The 14,432-nt window shown below is 49.6% G+C and carries 11 protein-coding genes; 8 read left to right on the forward strand and 3 right to left on the reverse strand.

The window, feature by feature from the left end; all coding sequences use genetic code 11:
• The 3 genes from NA59_RS12785 to dprA all read right to left on the reverse strand — a co-directional run.
• On the reverse strand, nucleotides 1–307 hold a 307-nt coding region (locus tag NA59_RS12785; RefSeq protein ID WP_044413630.1), incomplete at its 3' end, for an Rpn family recombination-promoting nuclease/putative transposase.
• Between the two features lie 362 nt (nucleotides 308–669).
• Nucleotides 670–3,144 carry a type I DNA topoisomerase gene (gene topA, locus NA59_RS12790; protein ID WP_044413633.1) on the reverse strand — a complete coding sequence of 825 codons (2,475 nt, stop codon included), beginning with the start codon at nucleotides 3,142–3,144 and terminating at the stop codon, nucleotides 670–672.
• 109 nt (nucleotides 3,145–3,253) lie between these two features.
• Nucleotides 3,254–4,408: a DNA-processing protein DprA gene (gene dprA / locus NA59_RS12795; RefSeq protein ID WP_044413636.1), complete on the reverse strand. Its 1,155-nt coding sequence runs from the start codon at nucleotides 4,406–4,408 to the stop codon at nucleotides 3,254–3,256.
• Nucleotides 4,409–4,480: 72 nt separating this feature from the next.
• Here dprA and def point away from each other — a divergent pair, with 72 nt between their 5' ends.
• The 8 genes from def to NA59_RS12835 are packed head-to-tail and all read left to right on the forward strand — an operon-like array spanning nucleotide 4,481 to nucleotide 14,288.
• A complete protein-coding gene (gene def, locus NA59_RS12800) occupies nucleotides 4,481–4,990 on the forward strand; it encodes a peptide deformylase (protein WP_044413640.1) in 510 nt (169 codons plus the stop codon).
• A 2-nt stretch (nucleotides 4,991–4,992) separates the two neighbouring features.
• Nucleotides 4,993–5,934 (forward strand): methionyl-tRNA formyltransferase, encoded by a 942-nt coding sequence (gene fmt / locus NA59_RS12805; RefSeq protein WP_044413642.1) that lies wholly within the window; start codon nucleotides 4,993–4,995, stop codon nucleotides 5,932–5,934.
• Nucleotides 5,931–7,250: a 16S rRNA (cytosine(967)-C(5))-methyltransferase RsmB gene (gene rsmB, locus NA59_RS12810; RefSeq protein ID WP_044413645.1), complete on the forward strand. Its 1,320-nt coding sequence runs from the start codon at nucleotides 5,931–5,933 to the stop codon at nucleotides 7,248–7,250. The genes fmt and rsmB overlap by 4 nt, the downstream gene beginning before the upstream one ends.
• Nucleotides 7,251–7,814 (forward strand): DUF4390 domain-containing protein, encoded by a 564-nt coding sequence (locus tag NA59_RS12815; RefSeq protein WP_044413648.1) that lies wholly within the window; start codon nucleotides 7,251–7,253, stop codon nucleotides 7,812–7,814.
• The gene (locus NA59_RS12820; protein ID WP_232504102.1) at nucleotides 7,811–10,042 is read left to right on the forward strand and encodes a sensor histidine kinase; all 2,232 of its coding nucleotides are present in this window, start codon (nucleotides 7,811–7,813) and stop codon (nucleotides 10,040–10,042) included. The genes NA59_RS12815 and NA59_RS12820 overlap by 4 nt, the downstream gene beginning before the upstream one ends.
• Nucleotides 10,043–10,045: 3 nt before the next feature.
• On the forward strand, nucleotides 10,046–11,407 hold the full coding sequence (locus tag NA59_RS12825) for a sigma-54-dependent transcriptional regulator (protein WP_044413655.1): 1,362 nt from the start codon (nucleotides 10,046–10,048) through the stop codon (nucleotides 11,405–11,407).
• A gap of 13 nt (nucleotides 11,408–11,420) precedes the next feature.
• On the forward strand, nucleotides 11,421–12,821 hold the full coding sequence (gene trkA / locus NA59_RS12830) for a Trk system potassium transporter TrkA (protein WP_044413659.1): 1,401 nt from the start codon (nucleotides 11,421–11,423) through the stop codon (nucleotides 12,819–12,821).
• Nucleotides 12,822–12,836: 15 nt separating this feature from the next.
• The gene (locus tag NA59_RS12835; protein ID WP_044413661.1) at nucleotides 12,837–14,288 is read left to right on the forward strand and encodes a TrkH family potassium uptake protein; all 1,452 of its coding nucleotides are present in this window, start codon (nucleotides 12,837–12,839) and stop codon (nucleotides 14,286–14,288) included.
• The last annotated feature ends 144 nt before the right edge of the window (nucleotides 14,289–14,432 follow it).

The raw sequence follows: 14,432 nt of genomic DNA on the forward strand, positions 1-14,432 counted from the left end.
CTTGTTGTTGGATTGGGAAGCTGGCGTAATACACACTGCGGTCTTTAAAGAATTTTTGTTTGGCTTTTTGGATTTCAACGATGAAGTGTTCACCGAATGGGCTGGTGCAGTTGAGATCAAACACCGCGCGGCGATCCAGTTGGGTGGCGCCGAGTTTTTCGTTATGGGTGAAATTGAGTTCTTGAATTTGATGTTTTTGCGGCAATAGGGTATTGAGGAACGCAATCAGGTTTTCTTTTGAGTCCTCTTCGCCAAACAGGCGTTTGAAGCCATAATCGGTAAATAGGTTGAGGTATTTTTCTTTCATGCGCTGGCCCTGCTTGGTGTTTTTACAGGTTGCTAGTATAGCAGAGTGGATGTGTTTGATGTAAGTGCAAAAACCCCCGTCATTGCGAACGCAGTGAAGCAATCTTTGGAACCAGTGCACAGTCGGCTGGAGATTCCGGCCTTCGCCGGAATGACGGGGTGTGCGCGGCTGGCTGGAGATTGCCGCGTCGCTTCGCTCCTCGCAATGACTGGGTTTATGTTGTTATTGGGACTCCAAACCACCCCCGTCATTGCGAACGCAGTGAAGCAATCTTTAAAACCAGTGCGCAGTCGGCTGGAGATTCCGGCTTTCGCCGGAATGACATGTGGTTTATGCCGTCATTTTATGCTGAATAGATCAAGCTACTTTGTCGGTGCTTTTTTGCGGGTGGTGGGTTTTTTTGCAACGGTTTTTTTCGTGGCTGGCTTCACTGGTGACTTGGCTGCTGGCTTCTTGGCCGCTGGTTTTTTCGCCGCGGCGCGACCCCGCTTTTTCGGCGGTGGTGCTTCGGCGAGGCGTTTTTGACACTCCTCCAGCGTGAGGTCCATTGGGTCTTCGGTTTTGGCTATTTTGGCAATCACTTTGGTGCTGGTGTCGGTGATATAGGGGCCCCAACGACCGTTCAATACTTTGATATCCGTGCCTGCAAAGCTGCGCACGATTTTATCCGCATCCGCCTGAATCTTGGCTTCCACCACCATCACCGCTTCATCGAGCGTAATGCTTAGGGGGTCATAGCCCTTAATCGGTGCAAATAGTTTTTCACCATACTCCAGATAGGGACCGAACGGCCCTTGCTTGGCCATCAACACTTGACCTTGCTTAACAGCAAACACCGAACCATCGGCGGCTGTTGCCATGTAATCTTCTGGCATTTCGCCCAGCGTGCGCGGCAATTTAAACAACTCCAACGCTTCTTCAAGCTTAATGGTGTCCATTTTTTGCCCCGTGGTTAAGCTAGCAAAGGTTGGTTTTTCATCGCCCTCGCCATCCCCCAACTGCACATAAGGACCAAAACGGCCAATTTTCACCAGCATCGGTTTGCCGGTTTTGGGATCATTGCCGAGTAAGCGCGCCTGTCCGGCCTCTTCACGCGACAAGGTTTCGGCATTTTCGACTTTAGGGTGGAATTTGCTGTAAAAATCACCGAGCATTTGCTGCCAGGCCTGGTTGCCCTCGGCTATCTGGTCAAATTCCTGCTCGACCTTAGCGGTAAATTGAAAATCTAACACTTCACCAAAGTTTTTGACCAAAAAGTCATTCACCACCCCGGCAATATCGGTAGGGAAGAGTTTGTTTTTCTCGGTGCCGGCCATTTCAGTTAGCGTTTCGGCGCTCACTTGTGCGTTTTTGAGGGTTAACTGACGCACATCACGTGGCGTGCCTTCGCGGTCTTCTTTGATCACATAGCCACGTTGCTGAATGGTATCAATGGTGGGCGCATAGGTGGACGGACGCCCAATCCCCATTTCTTCGAGCGTGCGCACCAAGCTGGCTTCGTTATAACGTGCGGGGGCACGGCTAAAGCTTTGCTTGGCTTGCATTTCATCCAGATTCAGCGTTTGACCCACATGCATCGCCGGCAGTAGCACATTGTCATCTTTACTGCCATCGAGGTTATAGACTTTCAAAAAGCCTTCAAAGGTAACCATTTCGCCTTTCGCAATCAGGTTTTCACTCGGCATCGCGCTGATCGCTACCGTAAGCGTAGTGCGCATTAATTCCGCATCGGCCATTTGTGAGGCCATGGTGCGTCGCCAAATCAGTTGGTATAAACGTTGCTCATTGCGCTCGCCAGAAACATCACGCACCGAAAAGTCGGTCGGGCGAATGGCTTCATGCGCCTCTTGCGCATCGGTGTTTTTAGTTTTGTAACGACGTGGATGGCTATATTTTGCGCCAAAATCTTTGGTGACCACCGATTTGACTTGCGCTATCGCGGTTTCTGACAAATTCACCGAGTCGGTACGCATATAGGTTATTTTGCCTGACTCATACAAACGCTGCGCAATCACCATGGTTTGTTTGACTGAGAAGCCGAGTTTTTGTGAGGCTTCCTGCTGCAGGGTTGAGGTGGTAAACGGCGCTTTAGGTGAGCGTTTGGCCGGTTTTTGTTCTAAATCGGCGACCGTTAAATGGGCAGCTAGCAATGCATTGAGATAGTCGTTTGCTTGCTGCTCTGTGTCAAAACCCGCATTACGCTTGACGATAAAGGCTTCACCCAGTTCACCCTTCTCATTAATCGGTTGCAACATGCCTTGGATTTTAAAACTCGCCTGTGGATTGAAGGCCTCCACTTCACGCTCGCGCTCTACAACAATACGCACCGCCACCGACTGTACACGACCCGCAGATAATCCCGTGCGGATTTTTTTCCACAGCACGGGCGAGAGTTCAAAGCCGACCACACGGTCCAAAATACGGCGCGCTTGCTGGGCATCCACCAGATTCAAATCGACGGTACGTGGTTGCGCTACCGCTTGGGTAATCGCGTTTTTTGTGATTTCATGAAACACAATCCGTTTGGTGGTTTTAACATCCAGTTTCAGGGCTTCAGCCAAATGCCAAGCAATCGCTTCCCCTTCGCGGTCTTCGTCCGTTGCCAACCATACGGCCTCGGCTTCTTTGGCCAGCTTGCGCAGCTCGGTTACGGTTTTCTTTTTGTCCGGTGAAATTTCATAGCTGGGCGTAAAGCCATTGGCAATATCAATTCCCATGCCTTTTTTGCTGAGGTCACGAATGTGACCAAAACTCGAACGCACGGTAAAGTCTTTGCCTAAATATTGTTCAATTGTTTTTGCCTTGGCAGGCGACTCCACTATCACCAAGTTTTTCATAGATACCTTTTATTGCTGCAAGTTGCGGCTCAATTATGTGTTTGCTTTTTTCTAGGGTGCATAATTTTTTGCTATTTTGCAAATACTGTTTGTCGTTTTTGTAAAAACTTTATTTTAAACGGCGCCAACGTGCGGCGGATAAAGGCTCAACAATCCCCTCCATTTCCAGCATCATCATTTGCGCCTGAATATCCGAGGCGGCCTGTTTGGTTAGCACCACCAACTCATCCAAACTAATCGGATCAAACTCGATATAGGCTAACAAAGGAGATTGGTTTTCAACCAGGCCTGGTTGGGATTTAGCGGTTTCTGTTTGGCTTAATGAGCTGGCTTTAGTTTGTTCTGCTTGCTCGGCCCGCTCAGTTTGTAAGCTAAACGCGATTAAAGGTGACAGTTCTTCCAAAATATCCTGTGCGGTTTCGACCAACTTTGCACCTTGTTTAATCAGCTGATGACAGCCTTTAGCGAGTGAATTGTTGATTGAACCCGGAATGGCAAACACTTCACGCCCTTGTTCCATCGCTTGGCGCGCGGTAATCAACGAGCCACTCTTCAGCGCCGCTTCAACCACCAGGGTTCCGGTTGCCATGCCACTGATAATACGGTTGCGGCGTGGAAAGTTTTGTGCCAGTGGGCGGGTTTGCAGAGGATACTCCGATACGATCGCCCCCTGCTCGGCAATCTCACGCGCAAGATTCTGGTTCGCCGCGGGATAGATTCGATCTATCCCTGTCCCAATCACCGCGAGGGTTTTGCCGATACCTTGTAACGCACCGCGATGGGCGGCGGCATCAATGCCATGCGCCAATCCGCTAGTAATCGCTAAACCAACGTTAGATAGATAACGGCTAAAATCTTCGGCAATCTGTAAGCCTTGCCGCGAGGCGTGCCGACTGCCCACCACCGCGAGCTGTGGCGTTTCAAGCAAACTCAAATCACCGCGCACATACAGCAAAATCGGCGGGTCGGCAATTTCGCGCAACAGCGCGGGATAAGCGGCATCCTCCATCGTAATAATGTGATGGTTCGGTTGTTGCATCCAGTTTAACGCTTGCTCGACTAAGGCAGGGTCTTGCTTGAATACGCCATCCACCAGCTTGTCGCCAAAACGCTCAACCTGCAACCAATCGGCGGGCTTGGCGGTCAGCGCACTGGATAAATCACCGAAATGCTGTTGCAGTCGGGCAAGTTGTTTGGCGCTTAAAAACGCATGGTGCAAACGCAACCAATCGCTTAAGCAGGGCTTATCGGCAATTTGCTTCATAATTCGCTATAATGGGAGTATTAAAAAACCAAAGTATAAACCTTAAAAGCCAAACTTAAAAGACGATACCCTATGCAAACACTTGATCTTGTCCTGTTCCCCAACCAAGGGCTGCGCGAAGTCTGCGCCCCAGTAACCGAAATGACCGATGAATTGGATCGGTTAATTGATGATATGTTTTACACCATGTACGATGCGCCCGGCATTGGTTTGGCCGCGCCCCAAATCGCGGTTCAGCAACGCGTGATCGTGGTGGATGTGTCAGAGAAAAAGAACCAGCCCCTCGCCTTGATTAACCCCAAAATCGTGCGCAGCGCCGGGCAGATTACTTGGGAAGAAGGTTGTTTATCCTTGCCCGATATTTATGCCAAGGTAGATCGACCCAGTGATATTCTGGTGCGTGGCATGAACCGTGATGGCAAGCAGATTGAAATGGAGGCGAATGAGCTACTCGCTATTTGTATTCAACATGAAATTGATCACTTAAATGGCAAGCTGTTTGTTGACCATTTATCAGCGCTAAAACGCACGCGTTTACTGCAAAAATTTAAGAAACTGCAAGCTGAAAAAGCGGAGCAATAAAGATGAGTTATCGGATTATATTTGCCGGCACACCCGAGTTTTCGGTTTCGCCGTTACAAGCGCTACTTGATTCAGACCATCAGGTCATCGCGGTTTACACCCAACCCGACCGCCCAGCGGGGCGTGGTCGTAAATTGACCGCTAGCCCGGTTAAACAATTGGCATTGTCCAATGAGATTCCGGTTTTTCAGCCAGAAAGCCTGAAAACACCCGAAGCCCAAGCCGAGCTTGCCGCACTGAATGCCGATATCATGGTGGTGGTGGCCTATGGCTTGATTTTACCCCAAGGGGTACTCGACACCCCCAAGTTGGGTTGTTTGAACATTCACGCCTCCTTGCTACCGCGTTGGCGGGGTGCGGCGCCGATTCAGCGGGCGATTGAAGCCGGTGACACTGAAACCGGGATTACCATTATGCAAATGGATGCCGGGCTCGACACCGGCGCGATGCTGCTCAAAACCCATTGCCCCATTACCCTTGCTGACACAGCGCAAACCCTGCATGATCAGCTAGCCCGTCAGGGCGCGCAGGCGATTATTGACACGCTCAATCAACTTGAACAACTGCAAGCCGAACAACTTGTACCCGAGCCTCAGGATAACAACCAGGCCTGCTATGCGGCTAAGCTGTCAAAAGCCGAAGCCAAAATAGATTGGTCACAATCAGCGGCCGCGATCCAACGCCGCATTCAAGCGTTTAATCCTTGGCCGATGGCGTTTTGTGAGTTTGACGGCCAGCCCTTGCGCATTCTTGCCGCCCAAGCCCTTGCGGGTCCTAAGCATGACCAGGTGGGCGAAGTCATTTTGCTTGAAAAAGCGGGGCTAGATGTCACCTGCGCTCAGGGTTTATTGCGCATCACCCAAGTTCAGCCAGCCGGCAAAAAACCCATGTGCGCGTATGATTTTGCCTTATCTCGCAACCTAGTGGGTCAGGTATTAAAATGAGCCAACAAGCTGCTGTGAATCCTCGTATGGTGGCACTAAAAAGCTTGCTGGCGGTGGTTAAACAAGGTCAATCCTTGAGTCAGGTTTTACCCCAAGCGTTTGCCAATCTCCCTGAGCGCCGGGATCGTGCGTTTGTGCAAAACTTACTATTTGGCTGTTTGCGTTGGTATGATCGTTTGGTGGCGATTCGCGGTTTATTGATTAGCAAGCCACTGAAAGCCAAGGACGAAGACATCAACCTATTGGTGCTGATGGCGCTTTACCAAATCCTGTATATGGAGACCGCCGAACATGCCGCGGTATCTGAAACCGTCAATCTCAGTCAAAAACTAAAAAAGCCCTGGGCGCGCGGACTGCTCAATGGGGTATTGCGTGAATTTTTACGCGAGCAACCGGCTTTGCTCGCTCAATTACCCAACAGCCTTGAGGTACAAACCGCCCACCCAAGTTGGCTGGTAAAGCAACTTCAACACGCCTATCCGCAACAGCTTGAACAACTCCTTAACCAAAACAACCAACCCGCTCCGCTCTGCTTGCGGGTAAATGCGCGGGTGCAAAGCCGCGAAACTTTTCTCGCTAAGCTAGATGAAGCGGGCGTTGAAGCACAAGCACACCCACTCAGCCCGGTCGGGATTCAATTGGCGCAGCCCGTCGATATCACCCAGCTGCCGAGTTTTGACGAAGGCGGTTTTAGTGTGCAAGATATCGCCGCACAACAAGCCGCGCTGATTTTACAACCGCAAGCGGGGATGCGGATTTTAGATGCTTGCGCCGCACCGGGCGGAAAAACGGCGCATTTATTAGAAGCCTGCGACAACCAGGTTGGGTTGTTAGCGCTAGAAAAAGAGCCTGATCGCCTGCCGCGTTTGCAACAAAATCTGCAACGCTTGCAACTCGATGCCCAAACACGGGTCGCCGATGCGGGCGAATTAACCCGCTGGTGGGATGGCGAATTATTTGATCAAATCCTACTCGATGCCCCCTGCTCCGCGACCGGCATTATCCGTCGTCATCCTGACATTAAACGCCATCGTCGGCCAGATGATATTGTTAGTCTCGCCAAAACCCAGGCCTGGTTACTGGACCAGCTTTGGCAAACACTCAAACCCGGCGGTCAATTGCTCTATGCCACCTGCTCGGTGTTACCACAAGAAAATAGCGAACAGGTCGCGGCATTTTTAGCCCGCACCCCCGATGCACAGCATCAAGCGCTCGTGGTGGACTGGGGAATTGGCGAGATCGGGCGTCAAATCCTGCCCGGCGAACAGGGGATGGATGGCTTTTATTATGCATTATTGCGCAAGCGAGAAGGCTAAATGAAGCGGTTTGTTGGACAGGCTGTTGGCTGGCTAATCTGCCTAGCCTCCGCCAACCTTTCGGCCGCGTTTTCAGCCATTGAACACAGTATCAGCCACCAGCAGCTATTTATGCAGGGCCAAGTGGCGCTTGATTTGCCACAAGCGATTCGCCATGCGATTCAACAAGAAATTCCGATTGTGTTTAAAACGCAGATTCAGCTGCACCAACAGCGCGAGATTTTGCTCTTCAACTGGTCCCAACGCGTGCAACACATTGAGTATCAAACGCAACTGAGTTACTCTCAGTTTTATCAAACCTATACACTACACAACCTTAGAAACGGCAACCGACTTAATTTTACCCAGCTCGATGATGCCTTAATGGTGATGGGACGCTTTCAAGATTTTCCGGTATCCGACCTGAGTCAATTGCATGCTGGCTTGGATTACCGTTTACAAATTTCAATTCGCTTAGACTGGCGCGCCTTATCCGCTCCTTTATTTAGCCACGCGCTTTTCAACCAGGCCTGGCTGTATAACACGGGTTGGATTACACATCCGATTAAATTGGGCGCCACATGATGAAACGCTGGCTGCCCCGTTCATTTAAAGACTACGGCTGGTTATTTATCACTACAGGCTTAATGCTAGTGGCGCTGATGGTGATGATTCAAATTATCCAGCGCGCACCGGCGTTAATTGATTACTACATTGGGTTGCTTGTATTTACCATCGGCGGTATTGGGTTATTGTTGCTGTTACTCATTCGACAGCTATTCAAACTTTATCAGCAATACAAGCGCAAGGAATCGGGCGTTAAGGCGACGATTAAAATGACCAGCAGCTTAATGCTGCTGCTGGCACTGCCGATTTTGATTTTGTTTTACTTTACGCTTAGCGTGCTGCATCAAAGTGTCGATCAATGGTTTGATGTGCGTACCAAACAAGCCCTCGCTGATGCTAGCGCGCTGGTCAAAACCAACCTCGACTTTTCTACTCGCGATCAGCTCAACAAAACCTTGCAAGCGGAACGCGCCATGCGACCACTGCTTACCCAAACACCGGCTTTTTCGGTGAATGAGTTGCGTCAACAACTCGAAGCGAAAGAAGTCGCGCTTTATCAGTCTAATGGACAACTAGTGGCGTTTAGCCATGAATTTGGGACCGATATCCTCCCCTCCCGACCAGCCGAAAGCCTACTGCGCCAAGCGCGCCAACGGTTGAACTATGCGGCCATAGAACCCACGGAGCCCGGTGAGCAGGATATTATTCGGATTGTCATTCCGGTCACCGATCCTTTCCTTAACCAGGTTTATCCGCTGCAAGTAATTTACAACCTCCCTGACAGCATCACGCGCTATGCGCAATCGGTGCGCTTGGCAGAAAGTGAGTACAATGCGCTTGAATACTTGCGTACCCCACTTAAAACCAGCTTTACGCTGATTCTGTCGTTGATTTTGTTGCTCACCCTTGTCAGTAGTTTGCTGTTTATTATTCAAGCGGCACAAAACCTCACCGAACCGATTCGCCGTTTAGCAGAGGGCACGCAACGCGTCGCACAGGGCGATTACACCACGCAAATGAGTGTGGATCGCAATGATGAGTTTGGTACACTGATTCAATCGTTTAACGATATGATTAAGCAAATCGCCAAGGCCCGAAATGAGATTAAAATGGGGCATCAGCAAACCGAAGTTCAGCGTTTATACTTTCAAGCTGTCATTCGCAATCTGACCAACGGGGTGATTACACTGGACATGAATCGTCGCATTCGTACCGCCAATGATAAGGCGGGCGAAATTTTAGGCGTGGATTTGCATCGCTATAGTGGTGAGCGTTTTTGTGACTTAACCGATAACCAGACGAATCCACACTTGCAACCTTTTTTTGATGCGCTCATGCCACGCTTTGATAAGTCAAACCTCACCAAGGCAAACAAAAGCTGGAGTGAACAGCTGACACTCAACCTGGAGGGCGGACAAAAAATTATCTTACTACATGGCTCCACTCTGCCGAGTATTGACCAAAAGATCGGTGGATTTGTGATTGTGATGGACGATATCACCAAGCTAGTGCAAGCCCAGCTTCATGCCGCCTGGAGCGATGTAGCTCGGCGCTTGGCGCATGAAATCAAAAACCCGCTCACCCCTATTCAGCTCAGTGCCGAGCGCTTAGCTTACAAGCTGACGCATAAACTTGATCCACCGGATGCCGATTTACTTAATCGAATGACCCAAACGATTGTTGAGCAGGTAGCGAGTATGCAAAACCTAGTCGATGCGTTTATTGATTTTGCCCATACACCGGATTTACAACCTAGCCGACTCGATCTTAACCAGCTGATTCAATCTGTCACCCACCTCTACCAACATGAATCGGGCGACATTAAGCTGCAACTTGATCCTCACTGCCCGGTCATTTATGCCGATGCCCATCGTTTACGCCAGGTCTTTCACAACCTCATTAAAAACGCGCAGGAAGCGACTGCATCGCTCAGCCACCGACAGATCACGATTAAAACCGATTGCCAAACCCTTACAGATTACATTAGAATCGATATTCAAGATAATGGCAGCGGTGTATCCGCTCAAGCATTAAACTGGATATTTGAACCCTATGCCACCGACAAACCCAAAGGCTCAGGGCTGGGCTTGGCGATTGTGAAAAAAATTATCGAGGAACATAATGGCCAGATTCGCATCGATAACCAGCTTGAGACAGGCACCGGATTTATTATCCAGCTTCCGATGGGCTCACGCAGTTTTGTAGCCGATACAGAACAAACCAACTCGACGACAAAAATGGATTAACCCATGCAAAACAACGCAACGCTGCTGATTGTAGACGATGAAAAAGATATACGCCGGCTGATGCAAGAAATTTTTGCCGAAGAAGGCTACCAGGTCACCCTCGCCGCCAACGGTGTACAAGCTCGCCAGGCTTGGCGTGACCGCGTACCTGATTTAATTTTTTTGGATATTTGGATGCCGGATATCGATGGTTTATCCTTACTCAAAGAAATGCAGGCAGAAAAACTACTTGAACACACGAGTGTTATTATGATGTCAGGACATGGCACGATTCAAACAGCGGTTGAGGCCACCCGTTATGGGGCCTATGACTTTATGGAAAAACCGCTATCGCTGGCTAAGCTCATTTTAATGGCGGAACGTGCGCTCGAACACAATCGGTTGCAGCATCAAAACCGTCAATTCAAAACCGCTCAGCCCGATTTATTTATGCCGATTGGTAACAGTAAACTGATGCGCCAACAACGTGAAAACATTGAACGCTTAGCCAAATACACTATGCCTATTTTATTACTCGGCGAAACCGGTACAGGGAAAGAGTTTTTTGCCCAGGCGCTGCATCAAATCAGTCCGCGCAAACATCAACCGATTGTCAAGGTATCCGCCGACAAACTTAATCAGGAACTGGCTGACTGGTTAGGCTATTGCGAAAACAACAAAAACTGTGTTGGCAGCATTGAGCAACTTAAGGGCGGCACACTGGTTATTAGCCATATTGAAAAACTCAACACCGACGCCCAAACCTGCTTAGCCGATTTAATTTTTCACCAAGGCTATCGTCGTCAAGGCGGCGATAAACTGCACCCGATTGATCTGCGGATTGTCTGCAGCAGTCAAACAGACCTGGAACAGGCGGTGCATGAGGGGCATTTCCGTGAGGACGTTTTTAAGCGTTTAAATGTAATGCCGCTGGTGATGCCCGCCTTGCGTCAACATCCCGAAGACCTGCCCGACTTGGTGCAGTTTTTTGTCGATCAATTTGTTCAGCATGAAGGCCTCACGCGTCGGCAATTCCCGCAAGAGGCACTTGAACAACTCAAGCGCTATAGCTGGCCGGGAAATTTACGTGAACTCAAAAACCTAGTGCAGCGTTTACTGATTTTGGGCAAAACCCCCGATGTCAGCGCCGAAGAAATTAGCGTCACGCTAACTCAAACCTCGTATCAGTTTTATACCAGCGCCAATGTCGATACCACCCTTGACCTCAAAACGGCTAAAGAACGGTTTGAATCGGCTTATTTCAAGCAACTGCTGCATGAAACCGCTGGCAATGTATCCGAAGCCGCCAAACGCGCTGGCGTTGAACGCACCCATCTCTATCGTAAACTCAAAACGTTAGAGATAGATCCAAAAGATCCAATGTAAGGAAATCACCACGATGAATATCATTATCCTAGGGGCTGGTCAAGTCGGTTCATCTCTAGCCGAACTGCTGGTCAATGACAACAACGACATTACGATTGTCGATTTAGACAATGCCAGCTTGCAACGACTGCAAGACCGCTTAGATATTAATACAGTCCATGGCCATGCCTCGCACCCAGATGTGCTGATCCAAGCAGGATTAGAATATGCGGATATGTTAATTGCCGCGACCCAAAACGACGAAACCAATATTTGTGCCTGCCAAATCGCGCATATTCTGTTTAAAACCACCACTAAAATTGCCAGGGTACGTGGATCGGGTTATTTACAACACCCGGAATTGTTTAACCGTGAATTTAGTACCGATGCGATTCCGATTGACGTACTCATTAGCCCAGAAGGGCTGGTCACCGATTATATCCTGCAGTTGATTAGCTATCCCGGCTCACTACAAGTGATTGACTTTGCCGAGGGCAAGGTGCGTCTGGTAGCGATGCGCGCCCACAATGGCGGCCCATTAGTCGGCAAAAAAATTGCCGAGCTGAAAAATCATCTCCCGAATCGAGTCGGTTTTCGAATTGTGGCGATTTACCGTCAAGACGAAGTGGTGATGCCGACCGGTGACGTCACCATTCGGGTGGGCGATGAAGTGTTTTTTATTGCCGAACCGCGTGATGTGCATGTGATCGTTGAAGAATTCCGTCGAGAAAAGCAGAAAAAAGCCCGCAATATTATGATCGCGGGAGGTGGCCATATCGGCTTTAACCTCGCCAAAAACCTAGAAAACAACCATCAAGTTAAAATTATCGACCACAATATTGGTCGTGCGCGTGAAATTGCGGAAGTGTTAGAAAAGGCGATTATTATCCACGGCGATGTATCCGACAAAGACCTGTTGATTGAAGAAAACATTGATGAGATTGACTTGTTTGTGGCCGTGACCAACCGAGATGAGGCGAATATTATCTCCGCGATGCTGGCGAAAAAACTCGGTGTACGCCGCGTGATTGCGCTGGTGAATAACCAGTCTTATCTTGAACTGATTCATCTCAACTCGATTGATATTGCGATTTCTGCCGACCGTATTACCACCAATAATTTATTGCACTATATGCGCCAAGGTGACACAGTGCGTGCCTTTACCTTACGGCGCGGCGCGGCAGAGGCGATGGAAATTATTGTGCATGGCAGCGAAAACAGCTCAAAACTTATCGGCAAAACCCTGATTGAAATTGACTGGCCCAAGGACATTACTATCGGCTGTATAGTGCGTGACAACAAGGTGTTGTTTGCGCACCGTGACCTAGTGATTGAAGCGGAAGATCATGTGGTACTCTTTTTGACCGACCGAGCTCGGATTGATGAAATCACTCAGCTGTTCATGGCTGAAGAACGCCGCTCTTGGTTCAGCTAATTTTGGAATACCGCTATGCAAGCTAAAATGATTATCAAAATTCTTGGGCTGTTGCTGATGATTTACAGCTTAAGCCTTATTCCACCGATTACAATCGCCCTGATCTATCAAGATGGCGCACTCATCGCTTTTATCAGCGCGATGCTACTGACACTGGTTGCCGGCAGTCTGCTTTGGTACCCAAATCGGCGCCACAAACGTGATCTTAAAATACGCGATGGCTTTATCGTGGTGGTGATGTTCTGGACCGCCCTCGGTTTGGTGGGCGCCCTGCCTTTTGTGCTTGAAGAAGAGGTGCCGATCAGCATTACCGATGCGATATTTGAGTCCTTTTCCGGCCTGACCACCACCGGCGCCACCGTGCTGAGTGGGTTGGATGAGATGCCCCATGCCATTTTATGGTATCGCCAACAACTCCAATGGCTAGGCGGTATGGGAATTATCGTGTTAGCGGTAGCCATTTTGCCAATGCTCGGTATCGGCGGGATGCAGCTTTATCGCGCTGAAATGCCTGGCCCAAGCAAAGACAACAAACTCGCGCCACGCATCTCCGAAACCGCCAAAACCCTGTGGATGATTTATTTATCGCTAACGATTGTCTGTGCGATGGCTTACTGGATGGCAGGCATGAGCTGGTTCGATGCTATTGGCCATAGCTTTTCCACCGTCGCCATTGGTGGTTTTTCAACCCATGATGCCAGTATCGGGTATTTTGATAGCGCTGTGATTGAGGCCATTGCGATTTTCTTTATGTTTTTAGCCGGCGCGAACTTTGCGTTGCATTTTCGCGCCTTTCGTTCCCTCGAAGCCAAACCTTACTTTTTCGATCCCGAATTTCGGACCTACACCATGGTGCTGCTTGTTGGCGTGGCGATTAGCACGCTGTATCTCTACTCCCAACAGGTCTATGACACCCTGCTCGAATCTTTGCGTTATGGCGCCTTTATGACGGTATCGATTTCCACCACCACCGGCTTTGGCAACGCGGACTTTGCGATGTGGCCCGGGTTTTTACCGGTGATGCTAATTTTCATGAGCTTTATCGGCGGCAGCGCTGGCTCTACCGGCGGCGGGATGAAGGTGATACGTTTCTTATTGCTATTAAAGCAAGGTGTTCGTGAAATTCAACGCTTGATGCACCCGAACGCCTTAATGCCGGTTAAGCTGAATGGCCGCACGATTTCCGAGCGGGTAATGTCATCGGTTTGGGGCTTTTTTGCGCTGTATGTGGCCACCTTTGCGGTGATTTTATTGGCGCTGATGATGTTTGGCATGGATCAAGTTACTGCGTTTTCCGCCACCGCCGCCACGCTAAACAATCTTGGCCCTGGCCTGGGTGACGTCGCCGCCAACTTTGGTGGCATCAATGATCCGCAAAAATGGATACTGACCCTCTCGATGCTGTTAGGACGTTTAGAAATCTTTACGCTCTTAGTTATCCTAACCCGAACCTTCTGGCGCGCTTAAGGCCGTGGCGATCTCTTGCAGACTGTGCGTGCTGTTGAGAGGCCCCCGTTATTGCGAACGCAGTGAAGCAATCTCTCAAACCAGTACACCGTCAGCCAGAGATTGCCGCGTCGCTGCGCTCCTCGCAATGACGAGGGTTTATGC

Source organism: Thiomicrospira microaerophila (genome assembly GCF_000934765.1).
GTDB classification, from domain to species: domain Bacteria; phylum Pseudomonadota; class Gammaproteobacteria; order Thiomicrospirales; family Thiomicrospiraceae; genus Thiomicrospira; species Thiomicrospira microaerophila.

Bases quoted from the DNA above. Each gene is read 5' to 3' on its own strand.
- topA (WP_044413633.1), bottom strand. From the start codon at position 3,144: ATGAAAAACTTGGTGATAGTGGAGTCGCCTGCCAAGGCAAAAACAATT.
- dprA (WP_044413636.1), bottom strand. From the start codon at position 4,408: ATGAAGCAAATTGCCGATAAGCCCTGCTTAAGCGATTGGTTGCGTTTG.
- def (WP_044413640.1), top strand. From the start codon at position 4,481: ATGCAAACACTTGATCTTGTCCTGTTCCCCAACCAAGGGCTGCGCGAA.
- fmt (WP_044413642.1), top strand. From the start codon at position 4,993: ATGAGTTATCGGATTATATTTGCCGGCACACCCGAGTTTTCGGTTTCG.
- rsmB (WP_044413645.1), top strand. From the start codon at position 5,931: ATGAGCCAACAAGCTGCTGTGAATCCTCGTATGGTGGCACTAAAAAGC.
- NA59_RS12815 (WP_044413648.1), top strand. From the start codon at position 7,251: ATGAAGCGGTTTGTTGGACAGGCTGTTGGCTGGCTAATCTGCCTAGCC.
- NA59_RS12820 (WP_232504102.1), top strand. From the start codon at position 7,811: ATGATGAAACGCTGGCTGCCCCGTTCATTTAAAGACTACGGCTGGTTA.
- NA59_RS12825 (WP_044413655.1), top strand. From the start codon at position 10,046: ATGCAAAACAACGCAACGCTGCTGATTGTAGACGATGAAAAAGATATA.
- trkA (WP_044413659.1), top strand. From the start codon at position 11,421: ATGAATATCATTATCCTAGGGGCTGGTCAAGTCGGTTCATCTCTAGCC.
- NA59_RS12835 (WP_044413661.1), top strand. From the start codon at position 12,837: ATGCAAGCTAAAATGATTATCAAAATTCTTGGGCTGTTGCTGATGATT.